This window comes from Sodalis sp. RH21 (assembly GCF_047324175.1).
In the GTDB taxonomy this organism is placed as follows: Bacteria; Pseudomonadota; Gammaproteobacteria; order Enterobacterales; family Enterobacteriaceae; genus Acerihabitans.
Genome location: NZ_CP178732.1, coordinates 3,021,892 through 3,034,943, shown reverse-complemented (window position 1 = coordinate 3,034,943; position 13,052 = coordinate 3,021,892). Strand labels below are relative to the sequence as shown.

Here is a 13,052-nt window from a genome sequence, read left to right as displayed (position 1 = left end):
GTCATCAAGGGTGTTCACCCAGGAACTGCGCCCGCCGTTGCCTGAACTCCAGCAGGTTGTCATGTACCCCTTTCACCACCGCGCGCGGAGTGATGGTGGCGCCGGTGAATGCGTCGAACCGGCCGCCGTCTTTTTTGACATGCCACTGTTGTTCCGTCAGGTTATCGAGGGATTGGCCGTCGAAACTGCGAATCCAGGGACTGCGCTCCAGCTCGATGGCGTCCCCCAGCCCCGGTGTCTCTTTATGGCTTATCACCCGCACCCCGGTAATCACGCCGCCGGCGTCGATGCCGGTCAGGAGTTGAATCGGGCCGCCATAACCCTGGGTCTCGCTGGCCAGGATTATGCCGCTGGGTTTACCCTTCAGGCTGGCGCGGTAAAAACGCACTTCCCGGCCGCCCACCGTCAGGGATTGCTGCGCATCCGCCAGCGCATTATCGTAACGTCCGGCGGGAAACACCTGCGACAGCATATTCTGGGTATCCTCTTTCTCGCGCAGGATGATGTGTTCATGGGTCAGCCACCAGCAGCCGGCGACCAGCAGGCAAACGATAAGCGTAAACGAGCCGAGCAAGAAACCCTGGGTCAGCGGACTTTCCCGGGTGGGGAAATACTGCGACATCCCGCGGTTAAGCATATCGGCCTCCCGTTCGGCGGCCGGATTTTCCTGGGCGGCGTTGCGGTTTCATGATGATTTCTCCTTGCCGCCCACGTAACCGTAGGCCCTTGGCTGGGTATAATTGTCAATCAGCGGGGTGAGGGCGTTAACCAGCAGCACCGCGAACGCCATGCCCTCGGGGAAGTTGCCGAACGCGCGGATGCAATAGGTGATAAAACCGGCCAGCGCGCCGTAGATCAGCCGTCCGCGCACGCTGCCGGGGCCGGTAACCGGGTCGGTGAGGATATAAAACGCCCCGAGCAATAGTCCGCCGCTGGTCAACTGCGCCAGCGGCGGCACGATGCCGCCGGGGGCGATAAGCCAATGGACGGTGCCGGGCAGCAGGCAGCCCAGCACCGTCGCCAGCGGAATATGCCAGCTGAAGACCCGCTGCTGCATCAGCCAGCCGCCGCCCAGCGCCAGCAACAGCGACGAGGTTTCCCCCAGGCTGCCGCTGCGGTTGCCAAACAGGTTGGCCAGCAGTTCCAAATGCTGCCGGCCGCTTTCTTTAAAGCCGCCCAGCAAGGTGGCGCCGGTCATCCCGTCCACGCCCAGGCGATAAAAAGCGCCGTCATAAAAGGCGGCGGGTTCCACCCAGCGGGTCATTTCCACCGGAAATGCGATCAGCAGCACCACCCGCGCCAGCATGGCCGGGTTGAACAGGTTCTGCCCCAGGCCGCCATAGATATGCTTGCCGAAAATAATCGCCACCGCGCCGCCAAATATCCCAAGCCACAGGGGCGCGTGCGGCGGCAGGCTCAGCGCCAGGATCAGCGCGGTGAGGAATGCCGCGCCGTCAAAGGTATGGCCCTGGGCGGCGGGGTTGAGCTTGAGGCACAGGGCCTCGCAGGCCAGCGCGCTCAGCAGGCAGCAAAAAATCAGCAAAATCGATTGGGCGCCAAACTGCAAAAACGCCAGGATGACGACCGGCAGCAGAGAAATATTGACCCGGTACATCAGGCGGTCAACGGTCAGTCCCTGGTGGGCATGCGGCGCGGTTAACATGGGGTATCCTCCGTAGGCGGGGCATTGCGGCGCGTACGGCGCGCGGGCTTGGCGGCCAGCGCCGCCGCTTTTTCGGCGGCTTCCCGCGCCAGGCGTTCCTGGCGACGGGCGCTGTTTTGGCGGGTACGCGTTAGTTTATCTTCCTGGCGCTTAATCAGCCGCAGTTGCTGCTGGCCCCAGTCGAAAAACTGGGTCAGCGGCAGCGCCGCCGGGCAAACATAAGCGCAGGACCCGCACAGCAGGCAGGCATTCAGCCCCTGATGCCGCGCTTTGGCGAAACCGTCGTTTTTCAACTCGGCGAACATCGCCTGCGGCGCCAGGCTCATCGGGCAGGCATCCAGGCAGCGCCCGCAGCGCAGGCATGCGCTGGGGCGGGTTTGCGGCAGTTCGTCGCCGTTGAGCAGCAACAGGCCGCTGGTGCCTTTATTGATGGGGGTCGCCAGATCTTCCACGGCCCGGCCCATCATCGGCCCGCCCAGTACAATGCGCGCCGGCTGCGATTTCAGTCCGCCGCACTGGCCGATAATCTCTTTAATCGGCGTACCGATGGGCACCAGCAGGTTGCCGGGATGTTCGATGGCCCGTCCGCTGACGGTAATGACCCGGTGCGTCACGGGTTTGCCAAAGCGGATGGCGTGAAAAATGGCGATGCAGGTGCCGACGTTTTGCACCAGCACCCCCATTTCGGTGGAGCGGCGGTTTTGCGGAATCTGGCGGCCGGTCACCGCTTCGATCATCTGCTTGGCCGAACCGATGGGGTAGAGCGAGGGCAAAATCACCACTTCGATGTTGCGCTCCTGGCGGCAAAGCTCATCCAGGCGGGCGATGGCCTCGGTTTTATTATCCTCGATACCGATATAAACCTGGCGGGCGTGGGTAATGGCCTGCAGATAGCGGATGCCGCCGATGATAAATTCCGCCTGTTCGCGCATCAGCCGATCGTCCGTGGTGAGATACGGCTCGCACTCCCCGCCGTTGACAATCAGGGTCTCAATGGGGTAGCGCAGGCTCATTCTGATTTTATCGGCGGCCGGGAACATGGCGCCGCCCATGCCGACGATGCCGGCCTGTTCGATTAACGATAGCATGGCGTGCGCATCATCCAGGCCGTCCGGGGCCGCCAGGCGGGGCGCCGATGGCTGGTCGGCCGGCGCGTTTACCTTGATCGTGATATAACCCTGGTCGCCGGACACGACGTCGGTCACCACCCCGGCCAGGGCGCCATGCACCGGCGCGGACATGCGCTCCCGGGCCTCGGCGATCAGCTGGCCGGCGCTCAGGATAGCGCCCGGCGCCACCACCGGCACCGCCGCCGGCCCGGTATGCTGGCGCAGCGGGACGATCAGCTGGCGCGGCGCGGCCAGCGGGCGGATGGCGATATCGCGCGTCAGGGACTTATGGCTATAGGGGCGGATACCGCCGTGGGGTTTTAGCTTGGCGCTAAACATAAGAAGCCTCCCTCAGGTCAAAGCGGGGTTTAGCGGCGGTGGGGGTCAGCAGGGGATCGGCGCGCAGTTCAATCGCCTGATGCGCGCACACGGCGATACAGGCGGCGCAGCCGGTGCAGTCATCCGCCAAAATACCGTGCTGCTGGCGCGTCGCGCCGACAATGGCGTCAAAATTGCATTTTTTCTGGCAGCGCCCGCAGCCGTCGCAGGCCTGGGCATTAATCACCGCCACCTGCGGCCCGCGGTCTTCGGCATCGTTGAGCGGCATATCCAATAGCCCGGCGATGCGTTTGGCCAGCGCCGCGCCCCCGGGAGTACAGGCGCTGACCGGGGCTTCCCCGCGCACCATGGCGCCGGCCGCCTGGGCGCAGCCGGGAAAACCGCATTGGCCGCACTGGCCGTTGGGCAGCAGGGCGACCACCGCGTCGATGCGCGGATCTTTCTCCACTTTGAAATAGATTGCGGCATAACCGAGCAGGTAACCGATAATGGCGCCGATAGCGGGAACCGCCAGCACCGGCAATATAGCGTTCATCGTCATCTCCTTATCCCGCCAGGCCGGCAAAACCGGTGAATGCCAGCGCCAGTATGCCGGCGGTAATAAAATTGATCGGCGCGCCGCGAAACAGCAGCGGGGGCGTTGCGTTATCCTGGCGCTCGCGCAGGCCGGAGAAAATCACCATCACCAATGAATATCCCAGGGAAGAGCTGAAACCGAACACCACGCTATGGAGAAAACTCAGATTATCGTCCAGTACCAATAGCGCCACGCCCAGCACGGCGCAGTTGGTGGTGATAAGCGGCAGGAAGATGCCCAGCGTGCGATAAAGCGCGGGGCTTTGTTTGGCGATAAACAACTCTAATAATTGAACCAGCGACGCGATCACCATAATCAGCGACAGCAACCGCAAATATTCCATGCCCAGCGGCACCAGAATCCAATGATAGATAACCCAGCCCAGGCCGGCGGACAGCGTAATCACAAACGTGGTCGCCATCGACATGCCCAGCGCCGAATCCACTTTATTGGTCACCCCCATAAACGAGCACAAACCCAGAAAGCGGGCGAGTACGATGTTATTCACCAGGCCGTTGGCCAATATAATCAGCAGTATTTCCTTCATTTTATTCCCCGCAGCCAAAAGCGTACTTAGGGGGTTATTGCGAAAGCTGTGCCAATCTGCGCTGGACAAAAAATGCGCAATGTTGGTGCGCAAAACGCGCCACGATGGCGCGCGTTAGCGCCGGGCGGGCGGACAGCGCTGTCCGGAACCGGAGCTCAAATGCGCTTTGGGGCCAAAAACCCCTGTTTAGATCAAGGTTTTCTGCGGTTGTGCAACTTTCGGTATCAAACTTGCACAATTTTTAAGGTCATTATCGCTTCGCGCCATCCTGTCGGCAGATCTGACAAATTGTCGTGAAACGCACCACTACCTGATTTTTATCCCGACCCGCAGGAGTTTTTATGCGTCTACCTATGCTCGATGATGCCGCGCTTTTGGACAGTTGCGCAGGTACGCCGGCGCTGTCCGTTTTGCGTCCCGGACTGTTTTATACCGCAGTGGAACAATCGTCGGTGGCCATTTCCATCACCGACCCTCATGCGCGTATCGTCTATACCAATCAGGCATTCCGTCAGCTTACCGGCTACAGCGAACCCGAGCTGGCCGGGGTAAATCACAACGTGCTGGCCAGCCGCCAGACGCCCAATACACATTATCAGGACATGTGGCGGACCATAACCCAAGGACGTCCCTGGGTCGGGCAACTGATTAACCAGCGCAAAAACGGCAGCCTCTATTTGGCGGAGGTGAGCATTTCCCCCATATTCAGTGCGGAAGGCCAGATCGAGCATTACCTCGGCATGCATAAGGATATCTCCGACAGCTACGCCCTGATGCAGCGCCTGCGCAATCAAATGTCGCTGATCGCCGCCGTACTCAATAACGTGCCGGCGCCGGTTATCGTGCTCGACGAGCACGACCGGATCGTGATGGATAATCTGGCCTATAAAACCCTGTGCGCCGATTATGGCGGCCGCGAACTGCTGGCCGGGCTGGGTTATCCGGACAATAAAACCCGACTGGCGGCCGGCGAGCGCGTCACCTTGCATATCGGCGGCAGCGAACGGGTATTCGGCCTGAGCATTTGGCCGCTATCGGAAGTAAATGAAGAGGTAAGCCGCTATTTCTCGGACGTGGCGCCGCCGCGCACGTTAATTACGCTTATCGATGACAGCGAACAGCAGCGACAGCGCGCGCAACAGCGGCTTGAACAGCTAAAACATAAATTGGTCTCCGGCAAATTGCTGGCGGCGATCCGTGAATCCCTGGATGCGGCCATGGTGCAGCTCAGCGGCCCGCTCAATATGCTGGCGGCCGCCCGGCGGCTTAATCCCGACGGCGCGGTGCATCCCGGCCTGGACGCCGCCTGGCAGGAAGGACAGCAGGCGCTGGCGCGCTTGCAGCTCTGCCGGCCGTCGCTGGAGCAAGAGGAAAAGGACTTCTGGTCGATAGGCGATCTGCTGAAAGATTTAGCCGATCTCTACCGGCCGCGCCTGGGCTGCCTGGGCGAATTGCATTGGCGATGCGAGCCGGACGTTTTACTGGGCTGGGGGCAGCGCCATCAAATTTTGGCGTCGCTGAGCCTGTGGCTGGATCGCTGCCTGATCCTGGCCGGCGAACGGCCGGCGGCGGCGCTGATTATCCAGCTGCGCGCCTACGGGCGCGACAATGCGTTCTTTTTCGACCTGCGCGACAATTTGTCGTTGCAGCCGGTATATAGCGCGACGCCGCCGCAAACCTTCACCATGCCCGGACACGGCATGGAGCTGCGCTTGATACAAACCCTGATCGGCAATCATCAGGGCATGATCGATATCCATACCCAGGAAGAGGACGGGACGCTCTTGACCTTGCGTTTACCCCTGCCGGCCAAGCCGTTCAGACACCCGGCGATGATAGGAGCAGCAGAATGAACCAGTTTCCTACTTCTACCCAGACATCACGGCGTTTTGATTTATCACAACAATTTACCGCCTTGCATAAAATCAGCGTGGCGCTCAGCCGTTCGCTGGATTTGGGGCAGACCCTGGAGGCCATGATCCAGGCGTTATACGAGCATGCTTATATGCAGTACGGCATGGTGTGCCTGTTTGATAAATCGCGCAGCGCATTATTTATCGAGGCTTTGTACGGCGCGGACACCGAAGTGGTAAAGGGATGCAAAAATGTTCGCTACCGCATCGGCGAAGGGATATTGGGCACGGTAATGAGCCAGCAGCGCTCGCTGGTGCTGCCGCGCGTCTCCGACGATCCCCGCTTTTTGGACCGGCTGAATTTGTACGATTACGGCCTGCCGTTTATTTGCGTGCCCATCCCCGGCCCCGACGGCGTGCCGCTGGGCGTGCTGGCGGCGCAGCCGATGGAACTGCATGAAGACCGGCTGCCGGCCAGCACCCGGTTCCTGGAAATGGTGGCCAATTTAATTTGCCAGACGGTGCGGCTGGTGGGGTATATGAGCCAGGAAACCGAAGCCCTGCGCCAGGAGCGCGATACCCTGCGGCGCAAAGTCAAGCATCAGTACGGTTTTGATAATATGGTGGGCAACAGTCAGCCGATGCGGCAAATTTTCGACGTGATCCGCCAGGTGGCCAAATGGGATACCACCGTGCTGGTGCGCGGGGAAAGCGGCACCGGCAAGGAGCTTATCGCCAACGCCATTCACTATAATTCGCCGCGCACCCTGGAGCCGTTTGTGAAGTTCAACTGCGCGGCGCTGCCGGATAACCTGCTGGAAAGCGAATTATTCGGCCACGAGAAGGGGGCGTTTACCGGCGCGGTGCGCCAGCGCAAAGGGCGCTTCGAACTGGCCGACGGCGGTACCTTGTTTCTTGATGAGATCGGCGAAAGCAGCGCCTCCTTCCAGGCCAAATTACTGCGCATTTTGCAGGAGGGGGAAATGGAGCGCGTGGGCGGCGATACCACCATTAAAGTCAATGTGCGCATTATCGCCGCCACCAACCGCAATCTGGAAGAGGAAGTGCGCAACGGCCATTTCCGCGAAGACCTGTACTACCGGCTTAACGTAATGCCCATCAACTTGCCGGCCCTGCGCGAGCGCCAGGACGATATTGTCGGGCTGGCGCAGTTCCTGATCGCCAAGCTGGCGGCCAAACAGGGACGCGAGTTGCGCATCAGCGACGGCGCATTGCGCTTATTGATGAGCTATAGCTGGCCGGGCAACGTCCGTGAACTGGAGAACTGCCTGGAGCGCGCGTCGGTGATGTCGGAAGAGGGCCTGATCGATCGCGACGTGATTTTATTTAATCACAGCGAGACGTCGGCCATGGCGCCGCCGCGCGGCGCGCTGCCGCCCATCCACGGCGAGGCGCAGGGGGAAGAAGATATGGACGATCGGCAAAAACTGATCGCCGCGCTGGAGAAATCCGGCTGGGTACAGGCCAAGGCCGCCCGGCTGCTGGGCATGACGCCGCGCCAGGTGGCTTATCGCATACAGATTTTAAATATCAATATGCACCGGTTATAACCTGCATTGCCCCGCGGTTAACCGCGGGGCGCCAGGGGGGCGCCGTTGCCGGCAGGGCGGGCCTGGCGATTACCGCCAGCGTTCTGCGGCCCACAGCGCCTGCTGTTCGGTATTATGGAACGTCCAGGCGATAAACCGGCTGATTTTTTGCCCCTGCGCCATGTCGACGGTACGCACGTCGCTGGCCCCGGCCCGCTTTATGGCGGCATACAGCGGTTCCAGGGTCGTGTGCTTGGAAATCAGCGAGGTAAACCACAGGCAGTTTTTGCTTTTGCCGACGCTCTCTTCGACCATTTTACCGACAAATGCCAGTTCCCCGCCTTCGCACCACAGCTCGTTATGCTTGCCGCCGAAATTTTGCACCGGCACGGCGGGCACCTCGCCTTTACCCAGCTTATGCAGTTTGCGCCGGGTGCTGGCGGTGGCTTCTTCCGCCGACCCGTGGAACGGCGGGTTGCACATCGTGGCGTCGTAACGTTCGGCGATGCCGATAATGCCGTTAAACATGGCATCGGTTTGTTTTTGCTGGCGCAGGCGCACGCTGTTTTTCAGCGTCGGGTTCATCGCCACGATCATTTTGGCGGAATTCAGCGCCACCGGGTCGGTTTCCGTGCCGGTAAAACGCCAGCCGTAATCATGCTGGCCGATGATGGGATAAATGCAGTTGGCGCCAATACCGATATCCAATATCGCCACGCCGCGGCCGCGCGGGATCGCGCCGCCGTTGCTGGCGGCCAGCAGATCCGCGAGATAATGCAGATAATCCGCGCGCCCCGGGATCGGCGGACAGAGATAGTTGGCCGGGATATCCCAATGTTCGATACCGTAAAAATGTTGCAACAGCGCGCGGTTAATCATTTTTACCGCGGCCGGGTCGGCGAAATCCACCGAAATGTCGCCCCAGGCATTGGGCTTGACGAACGGCTCAAGGGCCGGGCAACTGGCGATCAGCGCGGGAAAGTCGTAACGCTCGCGGTGACGGTTACGCGGATGCAGGTGATTTTTCTGCTGCGGGAAGCTTTTCTTTTTTTCCACCGGATTTTCCATCAATTTTTCCACCGACAATGTTCCACCGACCCGGAGTGATGCAGTAACAGGCCATTTCGGCGCATACGATAGCACAACGCGCGGCAAACCGCCGACGATAACGTCTTGGCGCGGTATGGCCTGAACCCGCGGGCGGCGGGATTGTCGGTTTTAAGACAATGTCACCGCCGCGCGGGATTAAACACAACATCATGGGGCAGGTAAATGATCTAATTGCTGTTAAAGCATAAGGTTAACTCTGTGGTCCGGCGGGCATGGCGATTGCAATAACCAGGATAACGTTGTCCTGATTAAGGCGGTTTACATGGCATCCTGTCATTCTTCTTCAACTCCTGCCGCTGCCCGGGGTTGCGGCGCGCCCGACGCCGGTTCGGTGCTAACCCCGCTGCAGGCGGACAAAGCGGCGCAGCATCCGTGCTACTCGCGCACGGCCCATCACCGCTACGCCCGTATGCATCTGGCGGTGGCGCCGGCGTGTAATTTGCAATGCCATTACTGCAACCGCAAATATGACTGTAGCAACGAATCCCGCCCCGGCGTGGTCTCGGAAGTGCTTTCTCCCGCCCAGGCCATAGCCAAGGCCCGCCACGTGGCGGCGGCGCTGCCCCAGCTGGCGGTGATCGGCATCGCCGGCCCCGGGGACCCGCTGGCGAATATCGCCCGTACCTTTAACACCCTGGAAGGGCTGCGCCTGGCCCTGCCGGATATGAAACTTTGTCTTTCCACCAACGGCCTGGCCTTGCCGGAAGTCGTCGATCGGCTGGTGGATATCGGCGTCGATCACGTTACCGTGACGGTCAATGCCCTGGATGTGGATATCGCCACGCAAATTTACCCGTGGTTATGGTTTGACGGCGAGCGCCTGGCCGGGCGCGAGGCCGCCGCCCTATTATTGGCGCGCCAGCAGGAGGGTATTCGCCGCTTGACCGCCAGGGGCGTGCTGGTAAAAATAAACTCGGTGCTGATCCCCGGCATCAACGACCATCATCTGCCCGCGGTCAGCGAAAAAGCCCGGGAATGGGGCGCATTTTTGCACAACGTCATGCCGCTGATTTCCCAGCCGGAGCATGGCACGGTATTTGGCCTGGGCGGGCAGCGCGAGCCCACCTCCCTGGAAGTGGATGATGTGCGCCGCCGCTGCGGCGCATCGATGCCGCAAATGGCCCATTGCCAGCAGTGCAGGGCGGATGCCATCGGCATGCTGGGCGAAGATCGCAGCCAAAGTTTTCCATTGTCGTCCATTCCCGCTGCCCCCGCGCCCTACCTGCCGGTCATGCGCCGGCGCACGCAAATTCATGCCGCGATCGCCAGCCAGGGGGAATCGGAATCCGCCGACGCCTGCCTGGTGGCGGTGGCGACCCGGGAGGGAGTGCTTATCGACGAGCACTTCGGCCATGTACGGCGTTTCCAGATTTATAGCGTTTCCGCCGCCGGCGTGCTGCCTATCGGCGAGCGTTTCACACCGCGGTTTTGCACCGATAAAACCGCGTGCGAAGAAGACAATGAACGCCAGCATGAACAACGGCTGGAAGCGGTAGCGGCGCTGCTGGCGGACGTGTCGGCGGTGTTTTGCGCCCGCATCGGCCTGGGGCCGTGGCAGCGCCTGGAGCAGGCCGGCATCGAGCCGAATATCAAGGGCGCCTGGCGGCCGGTGAAGGAAGTGGTGGAGGAGTGGCGTCGGCAGCGCGACCGCGCCCGCGCCATGCACGGCCCGGACATACAGGGTGTCGCCTGATGCGTAATCCCCCTGCCGACACCCTGCGCCATGAGCCGGCGGAGCTTTGGCTGCGCCGGTTAATGATCAATCATAACGAAGGGCGGGCGCGCTTCCCGCTGGCTATGGGGCTGCCGGAGGAAGAATACCGGCGCCTGGCGCGGCGGTTGCTGCCTGGCCTGCGTCCCCGGCCGGAACTTTTGCGCCGGCAGGATCAATTGCTGTCGGCGCTGCAACGCCCGCGCCGGCAAGAGCGCGAGGCGCTGGCGCAATGGCTGCGGCAGTATTTGATTGCGGACGGCGCGCCGCTGCATCTGCCGATCGCCGCCGCGGCCATGGGCTTTAACCATCTTTGGCAGGATTTGGGCCTGGCGTCGCGCGGGGAATTGCGCCAATTAATGGGCGCCTGTTTCCCGGCGCTTATTGCCATGAATGCGCAAAATATGCGCTGGAAGAAGTTTTTCTACCGCCAACTGTGCCTGGCGCAAACCGGCGAAATCAACTGCCGCTCGCCCAGCTGCGATAGCTGCTGCGAGCGGGAGATCTGTTTTACCGCCGACGATTAGCGGGGCTGCTGCCCCCAGGACACCAGCGTCGCCAGCAGCGCGCGCAGCACCTGCTGCAATTGGCCGGCGCGCTCCGCCACGTAATCGAACGGCGGCTGTTCCTGCATATAATTGCACTGCGCCAATTCAAGCTGCACCGCGTGTTGCCGCGCATGGGGCTGACCGTAGGCCCGGGTAATATAGCCCCCTTTGAAGCGGCCGTTGATCACCGAACTGAACGGCTGTTGCCCGCAAAATTCAACCAGCGCGTCGCCCAGGGACGGCGCGCAGCTCAGTCCATCGTTGGTGCCGAGATTCAAATCCGGCAACCTGCCGTCGAACAGCCGTGGAATTACCGAGGCAATGGAGTGGGCATCAAACAGCAACGCATACTCGTGGCGGGCTTTGATTTCGCTCAGGCAGTCCTGCAATTTCCGGTGATAAGGGTGCCAGATCTGGTCAAGGTAGCTTTTACGCTCATCGCTATCCGGCGCCGAGCCGGGCTTGAAGGTCGGCGTACCGTCAAACAGGGTTTGCGGATACAGGCCGGTGGTAGCGGTGGCGTAGAGCGGCCGATCGTCCGGCGGCCGGTTTAAATCGATGACCATGCGCGAATAATTACCGATCAGAATATGCGCGCCCAGGTCGCGGGCGAAATCATAAAGCCTGGGAATATGCCAATCAGTGTCCGGCAACGGCCGGGCGGCGTCGCTGAGGCCGTCTTCCACCGCCGGGGTCAGCCGGGTACCGGCATGGGGAATGCTTAATAACAAAGGAATGGTACCGGGTTCATACGTATAAGGTTCGGTAATGTTCACTAACAGTGCCCTCCTGGTTAGCTGCAATAATAATTATGAGCGGCGTACGCCGCGATAAATAACGCTGCCGGCGAGCTGTCCGCCCAGCCAATAGGCCAGTTCTGCGGGGTGCGATACCGGCCAATGCACGAAATCGGCCATTTTCCCGGGTTCCAGCGTGCCGTGGGTCTCCGCCAGTCCCAGCGCCCGCGCCGCGTTGCGGGTGACGCCCGCCAGCGCTTCTTCCGGCGTCATGCGAAATAGCGTACAGCCCATATTGAGCATCAGCCGCAGCGAACAGGCGGGCGAGGTGCCTGGATTGATATCGCTGGCCAATGCCATCGGCACGCCGTGCTCGCGAAACAGCGCCACCGGCGGCAGCTGGGTTTCGCGCAGCATATAACAGGCGCCGGGCAGCAATACCGCCACGGTGCCGGATTGCGCCATGGCCCGGGCATCCCCGTCGGTGGCGTATTCCAGATGATCCGCCGACAGGGCCCCATACCGCGCCGCCAGCGTGCCGCCGCCCAGGGAAGAGAGCTGCTCCGCGTGCAATTTCACCGGTAATCCGGCCAGGCGGGCGGCGTCGAACACCCGGGCGATTTGGGCGGGGGAAAAGGCCAGATGCTCGCAAAATCCGTCCACCGCATCGGCCAGGCCGAGGGCGGCCACTTCGGGTATCCAGCGCTCGCAGATCAGCGTCACGTACTCATCGGACCGGCCCTGATATTCCGGCGGAACCGCATGGGCCGCCAGCAGGGTGGTTTTAACCTGCACCCGGTATTTTTGCGCGATGCGCCGGGCGACCCGCAGCATCTTGATTTCGCTCTCCAGGGTCAGCCCGTAACCGGATTTGATTTCGATACAGGTGACGCCGTCGGCCATCAGCATCGCCAGCCGGCCTTCGGCCAGGGACAATAGCTCATCTTCGCTGGCCGCGCGGGTGGCGTTGACCGTCGACAGAATGCCGCCGCCGGCGGCGGCGATTTCCGCATAGCTCGCCCCGTTGAGCCGCTGCTCGAATTCACGGCTGCGATTGCCGCCGAACACCAGATGGGTATGGCAGTCAATCAGGCCGGGGGTAATGATACCGCCGCCGAAATCATGGATGGGCGTCCCGTCGCAGGGCGGCAGCGCGCCGCGCGGTCCCACCCAGGCGATGCGATCGCCGCTCACGGCAATGGCGCCGTCCGTTATCAGGGCGTAGCGGCCCTCGCGCAGGGTCGCCACATCGGCGCCCAGCCAAACGCTATCAAATACAACCGACATCGATAATCCTCCCTCTCCCGT

Annotated in this window: 12 protein-coding genes; 4 read left to right on the top strand and 8 right to left on the bottom strand. The window is 61.5% G+C overall.

What is annotated here, in order from left to right; translation table 11 throughout:
* Positions 1-4: 4 nt before the first annotated feature.
* The 5 genes from rsxG to rsxA are packed head-to-tail and all read right to left on the bottom strand — an operon-like array spanning position 5 to position 4,235.
* Positions 5-637 carry an electron transport complex subunit RsxG gene (gene rsxG, locus ACL2XP_RS13905; protein WP_413733376.1) on the bottom strand — a complete coding sequence of 211 codons (633 nt, stop codon included), beginning with the start codon at positions 635-637 and terminating at the stop codon, positions 5-7.
* A gap of 48 nt (positions 638-685) precedes the next feature.
* Positions 686-1,663, bottom strand: coding sequence for an RnfABCDGE type electron transport complex subunit D (locus ACL2XP_RS13900; protein WP_413733375.1), 978 nt, complete (start codon positions 1,661-1,663; stop codon positions 686-688).
* Complete coding sequence (gene rsxC, locus ACL2XP_RS13895; RefSeq protein WP_413733374.1) at positions 1,657-3,111, bottom strand: electron transport complex subunit RsxC; 1,455 nt, start codon at positions 3,109-3,111, stop codon at positions 1,657-1,659. The genes ACL2XP_RS13900 and rsxC overlap by 7 nt, the downstream gene beginning before the upstream one ends.
* Complete coding sequence (locus tag ACL2XP_RS13890) at positions 3,104-3,646, bottom strand: RnfABCDGE type electron transport complex subunit B (RefSeq protein WP_413733373.1); 543 nt, start codon at positions 3,644-3,646, stop codon at positions 3,104-3,106. The genes rsxC and ACL2XP_RS13890 overlap by 8 nt, the downstream gene beginning before the upstream one ends.
* A 10-nt stretch (positions 3,647-3,656) precedes the next feature.
* Positions 3,657-4,235 carry an electron transport complex subunit RsxA gene (rsxA, locus tag ACL2XP_RS13885; RefSeq protein ID WP_413733372.1) on the bottom strand — a complete coding sequence of 193 codons (579 nt, stop codon included), beginning with the start codon at positions 4,233-4,235 and terminating at the stop codon, positions 3,657-3,659.
* A gap of 341 nt (positions 4,236-4,576) precedes the next feature.
* On the opposite strand from rsxA, the gene nifL reads away from it, so the two are divergent.
* Positions 4,577-6,088, top strand: a complete 1,512-nt coding sequence (gene nifL / locus ACL2XP_RS13880; RefSeq protein ID WP_413733371.1) for a nitrogen fixation negative regulator NifL — start codon at positions 4,577-4,579, stop codon at positions 6,086-6,088.
* Positions 6,085-7,659, top strand: coding sequence for a nif-specific transcriptional activator NifA (gene nifA / locus ACL2XP_RS13875; RefSeq protein ID WP_413733370.1), 1,575 nt, complete (start codon positions 6,085-6,087; stop codon positions 7,657-7,659). The genes nifL and nifA overlap by 4 nt, the downstream gene beginning before the upstream one ends.
* A 69-nt stretch (positions 7,660-7,728) precedes the next feature.
* On the opposite strand, the gene rlmF is transcribed toward nifA, so the two are convergent.
* The gene (rlmF, locus tag ACL2XP_RS13870) at positions 7,729-8,694 is read right to left on the bottom strand and encodes a 23S rRNA (adenine(1618)-N(6))-methyltransferase RlmF (protein WP_413739155.1); all 966 of its coding nucleotides are present in this window, start codon (positions 8,692-8,694) and stop codon (positions 7,729-7,731) included.
* A gap of 316 nt (positions 8,695-9,010) precedes the next feature.
* On the opposite strand from rlmF, the gene nifB reads away from it, so the two are divergent.
* Together nifB and ACL2XP_RS13860 are read left to right on the top strand one after the other, a co-directional pair.
* Positions 9,011-10,441 carry a nitrogenase cofactor biosynthesis protein NifB gene (nifB, locus tag ACL2XP_RS13865; RefSeq protein WP_413733369.1) on the top strand — a complete coding sequence of 477 codons (1,431 nt, stop codon included), beginning with the start codon at positions 9,011-9,013 and terminating at the stop codon, positions 10,439-10,441.
* On the top strand, positions 10,441-10,986 hold the full coding sequence (locus ACL2XP_RS13860) for a nitrogen fixation protein NifQ (protein WP_413733368.1): 546 nt from the start codon (positions 10,441-10,443) through the stop codon (positions 10,984-10,986). Before nifB ends, ACL2XP_RS13860 begins: the two co-directional genes overlap by 1 nt.
* Here ACL2XP_RS13860 and hutG read toward each other — a convergent pair.
* Both hutG and hutI read right to left on the bottom strand, forming a co-directional pair.
* The gene (hutG, locus tag ACL2XP_RS13855) at positions 10,983-11,783 is read right to left on the bottom strand and encodes an N-formylglutamate deformylase (protein WP_413733367.1); all 801 of its coding nucleotides are present in this window, start codon (positions 11,781-11,783) and stop codon (positions 10,983-10,985) included. The two genes, ACL2XP_RS13860 and hutG, sit on opposite strands and share 4 nt — an antisense overlap.
* A 33-nt stretch (positions 11,784-11,816) precedes the next feature.
* The gene (gene hutI / locus ACL2XP_RS13850; protein WP_413733366.1) at positions 11,817-13,031 is read right to left on the bottom strand and encodes an imidazolonepropionase; all 1,215 of its coding nucleotides are present in this window, start codon (positions 13,029-13,031) and stop codon (positions 11,817-11,819) included.
* Between the last annotated feature and the right edge of the window lie 21 nt (positions 13,032-13,052).

Bases quoted from the DNA above. Each gene is read 5' to 3' on its own strand.
- rsxC (WP_413733374.1), bottom strand. From the start codon at position 3,111: ATGTTTAGCGCCAAGCTAAAACCCCACGGCGGTATCCGCCCCTATAGC.
- nifB (WP_413733369.1), top strand. From the start codon at position 9,011: ATGGCATCCTGTCATTCTTCTTCAACTCCTGCCGCTGCCCGGGGTTGC.
- rsxA (WP_413733372.1), bottom strand. From the start codon at position 4,235: ATGAAGGAAATACTGCTGATTATATTGGCCAACGGCCTGGTGAATAAC.
- hutI (WP_413733366.1), bottom strand. From the start codon at position 13,031: ATGTCGGTTGTATTTGATAGCGTTTGGCTGGGCGCCGATGTGGCGACC.
- ACL2XP_RS13900 (WP_413733375.1), bottom strand. From the start codon at position 1,663: ATGTTAACCGCGCCGCATGCCCACCAGGGACTGACCGTTGACCGCCTG.
- rsxG (WP_413733376.1), bottom strand. From the start codon at position 637: ATGCTTAACCGCGGGATGTCGCAGTATTTCCCCACCCGGGAAAGTCCG.
- ACL2XP_RS13860 (WP_413733368.1), top strand. From the start codon at position 10,441: ATGCGTAATCCCCCTGCCGACACCCTGCGCCATGAGCCGGCGGAGCTT.
- nifA (WP_413733370.1), top strand. From the start codon at position 6,085: ATGAACCAGTTTCCTACTTCTACCCAGACATCACGGCGTTTTGATTTA.
- nifL (WP_413733371.1), top strand. From the start codon at position 4,577: ATGCGTCTACCTATGCTCGATGATGCCGCGCTTTTGGACAGTTGCGCA.
- ACL2XP_RS13890 (WP_413733373.1), bottom strand. From the start codon at position 3,646: ATGAACGCTATATTGCCGGTGCTGGCGGTTCCCGCTATCGGCGCCATT.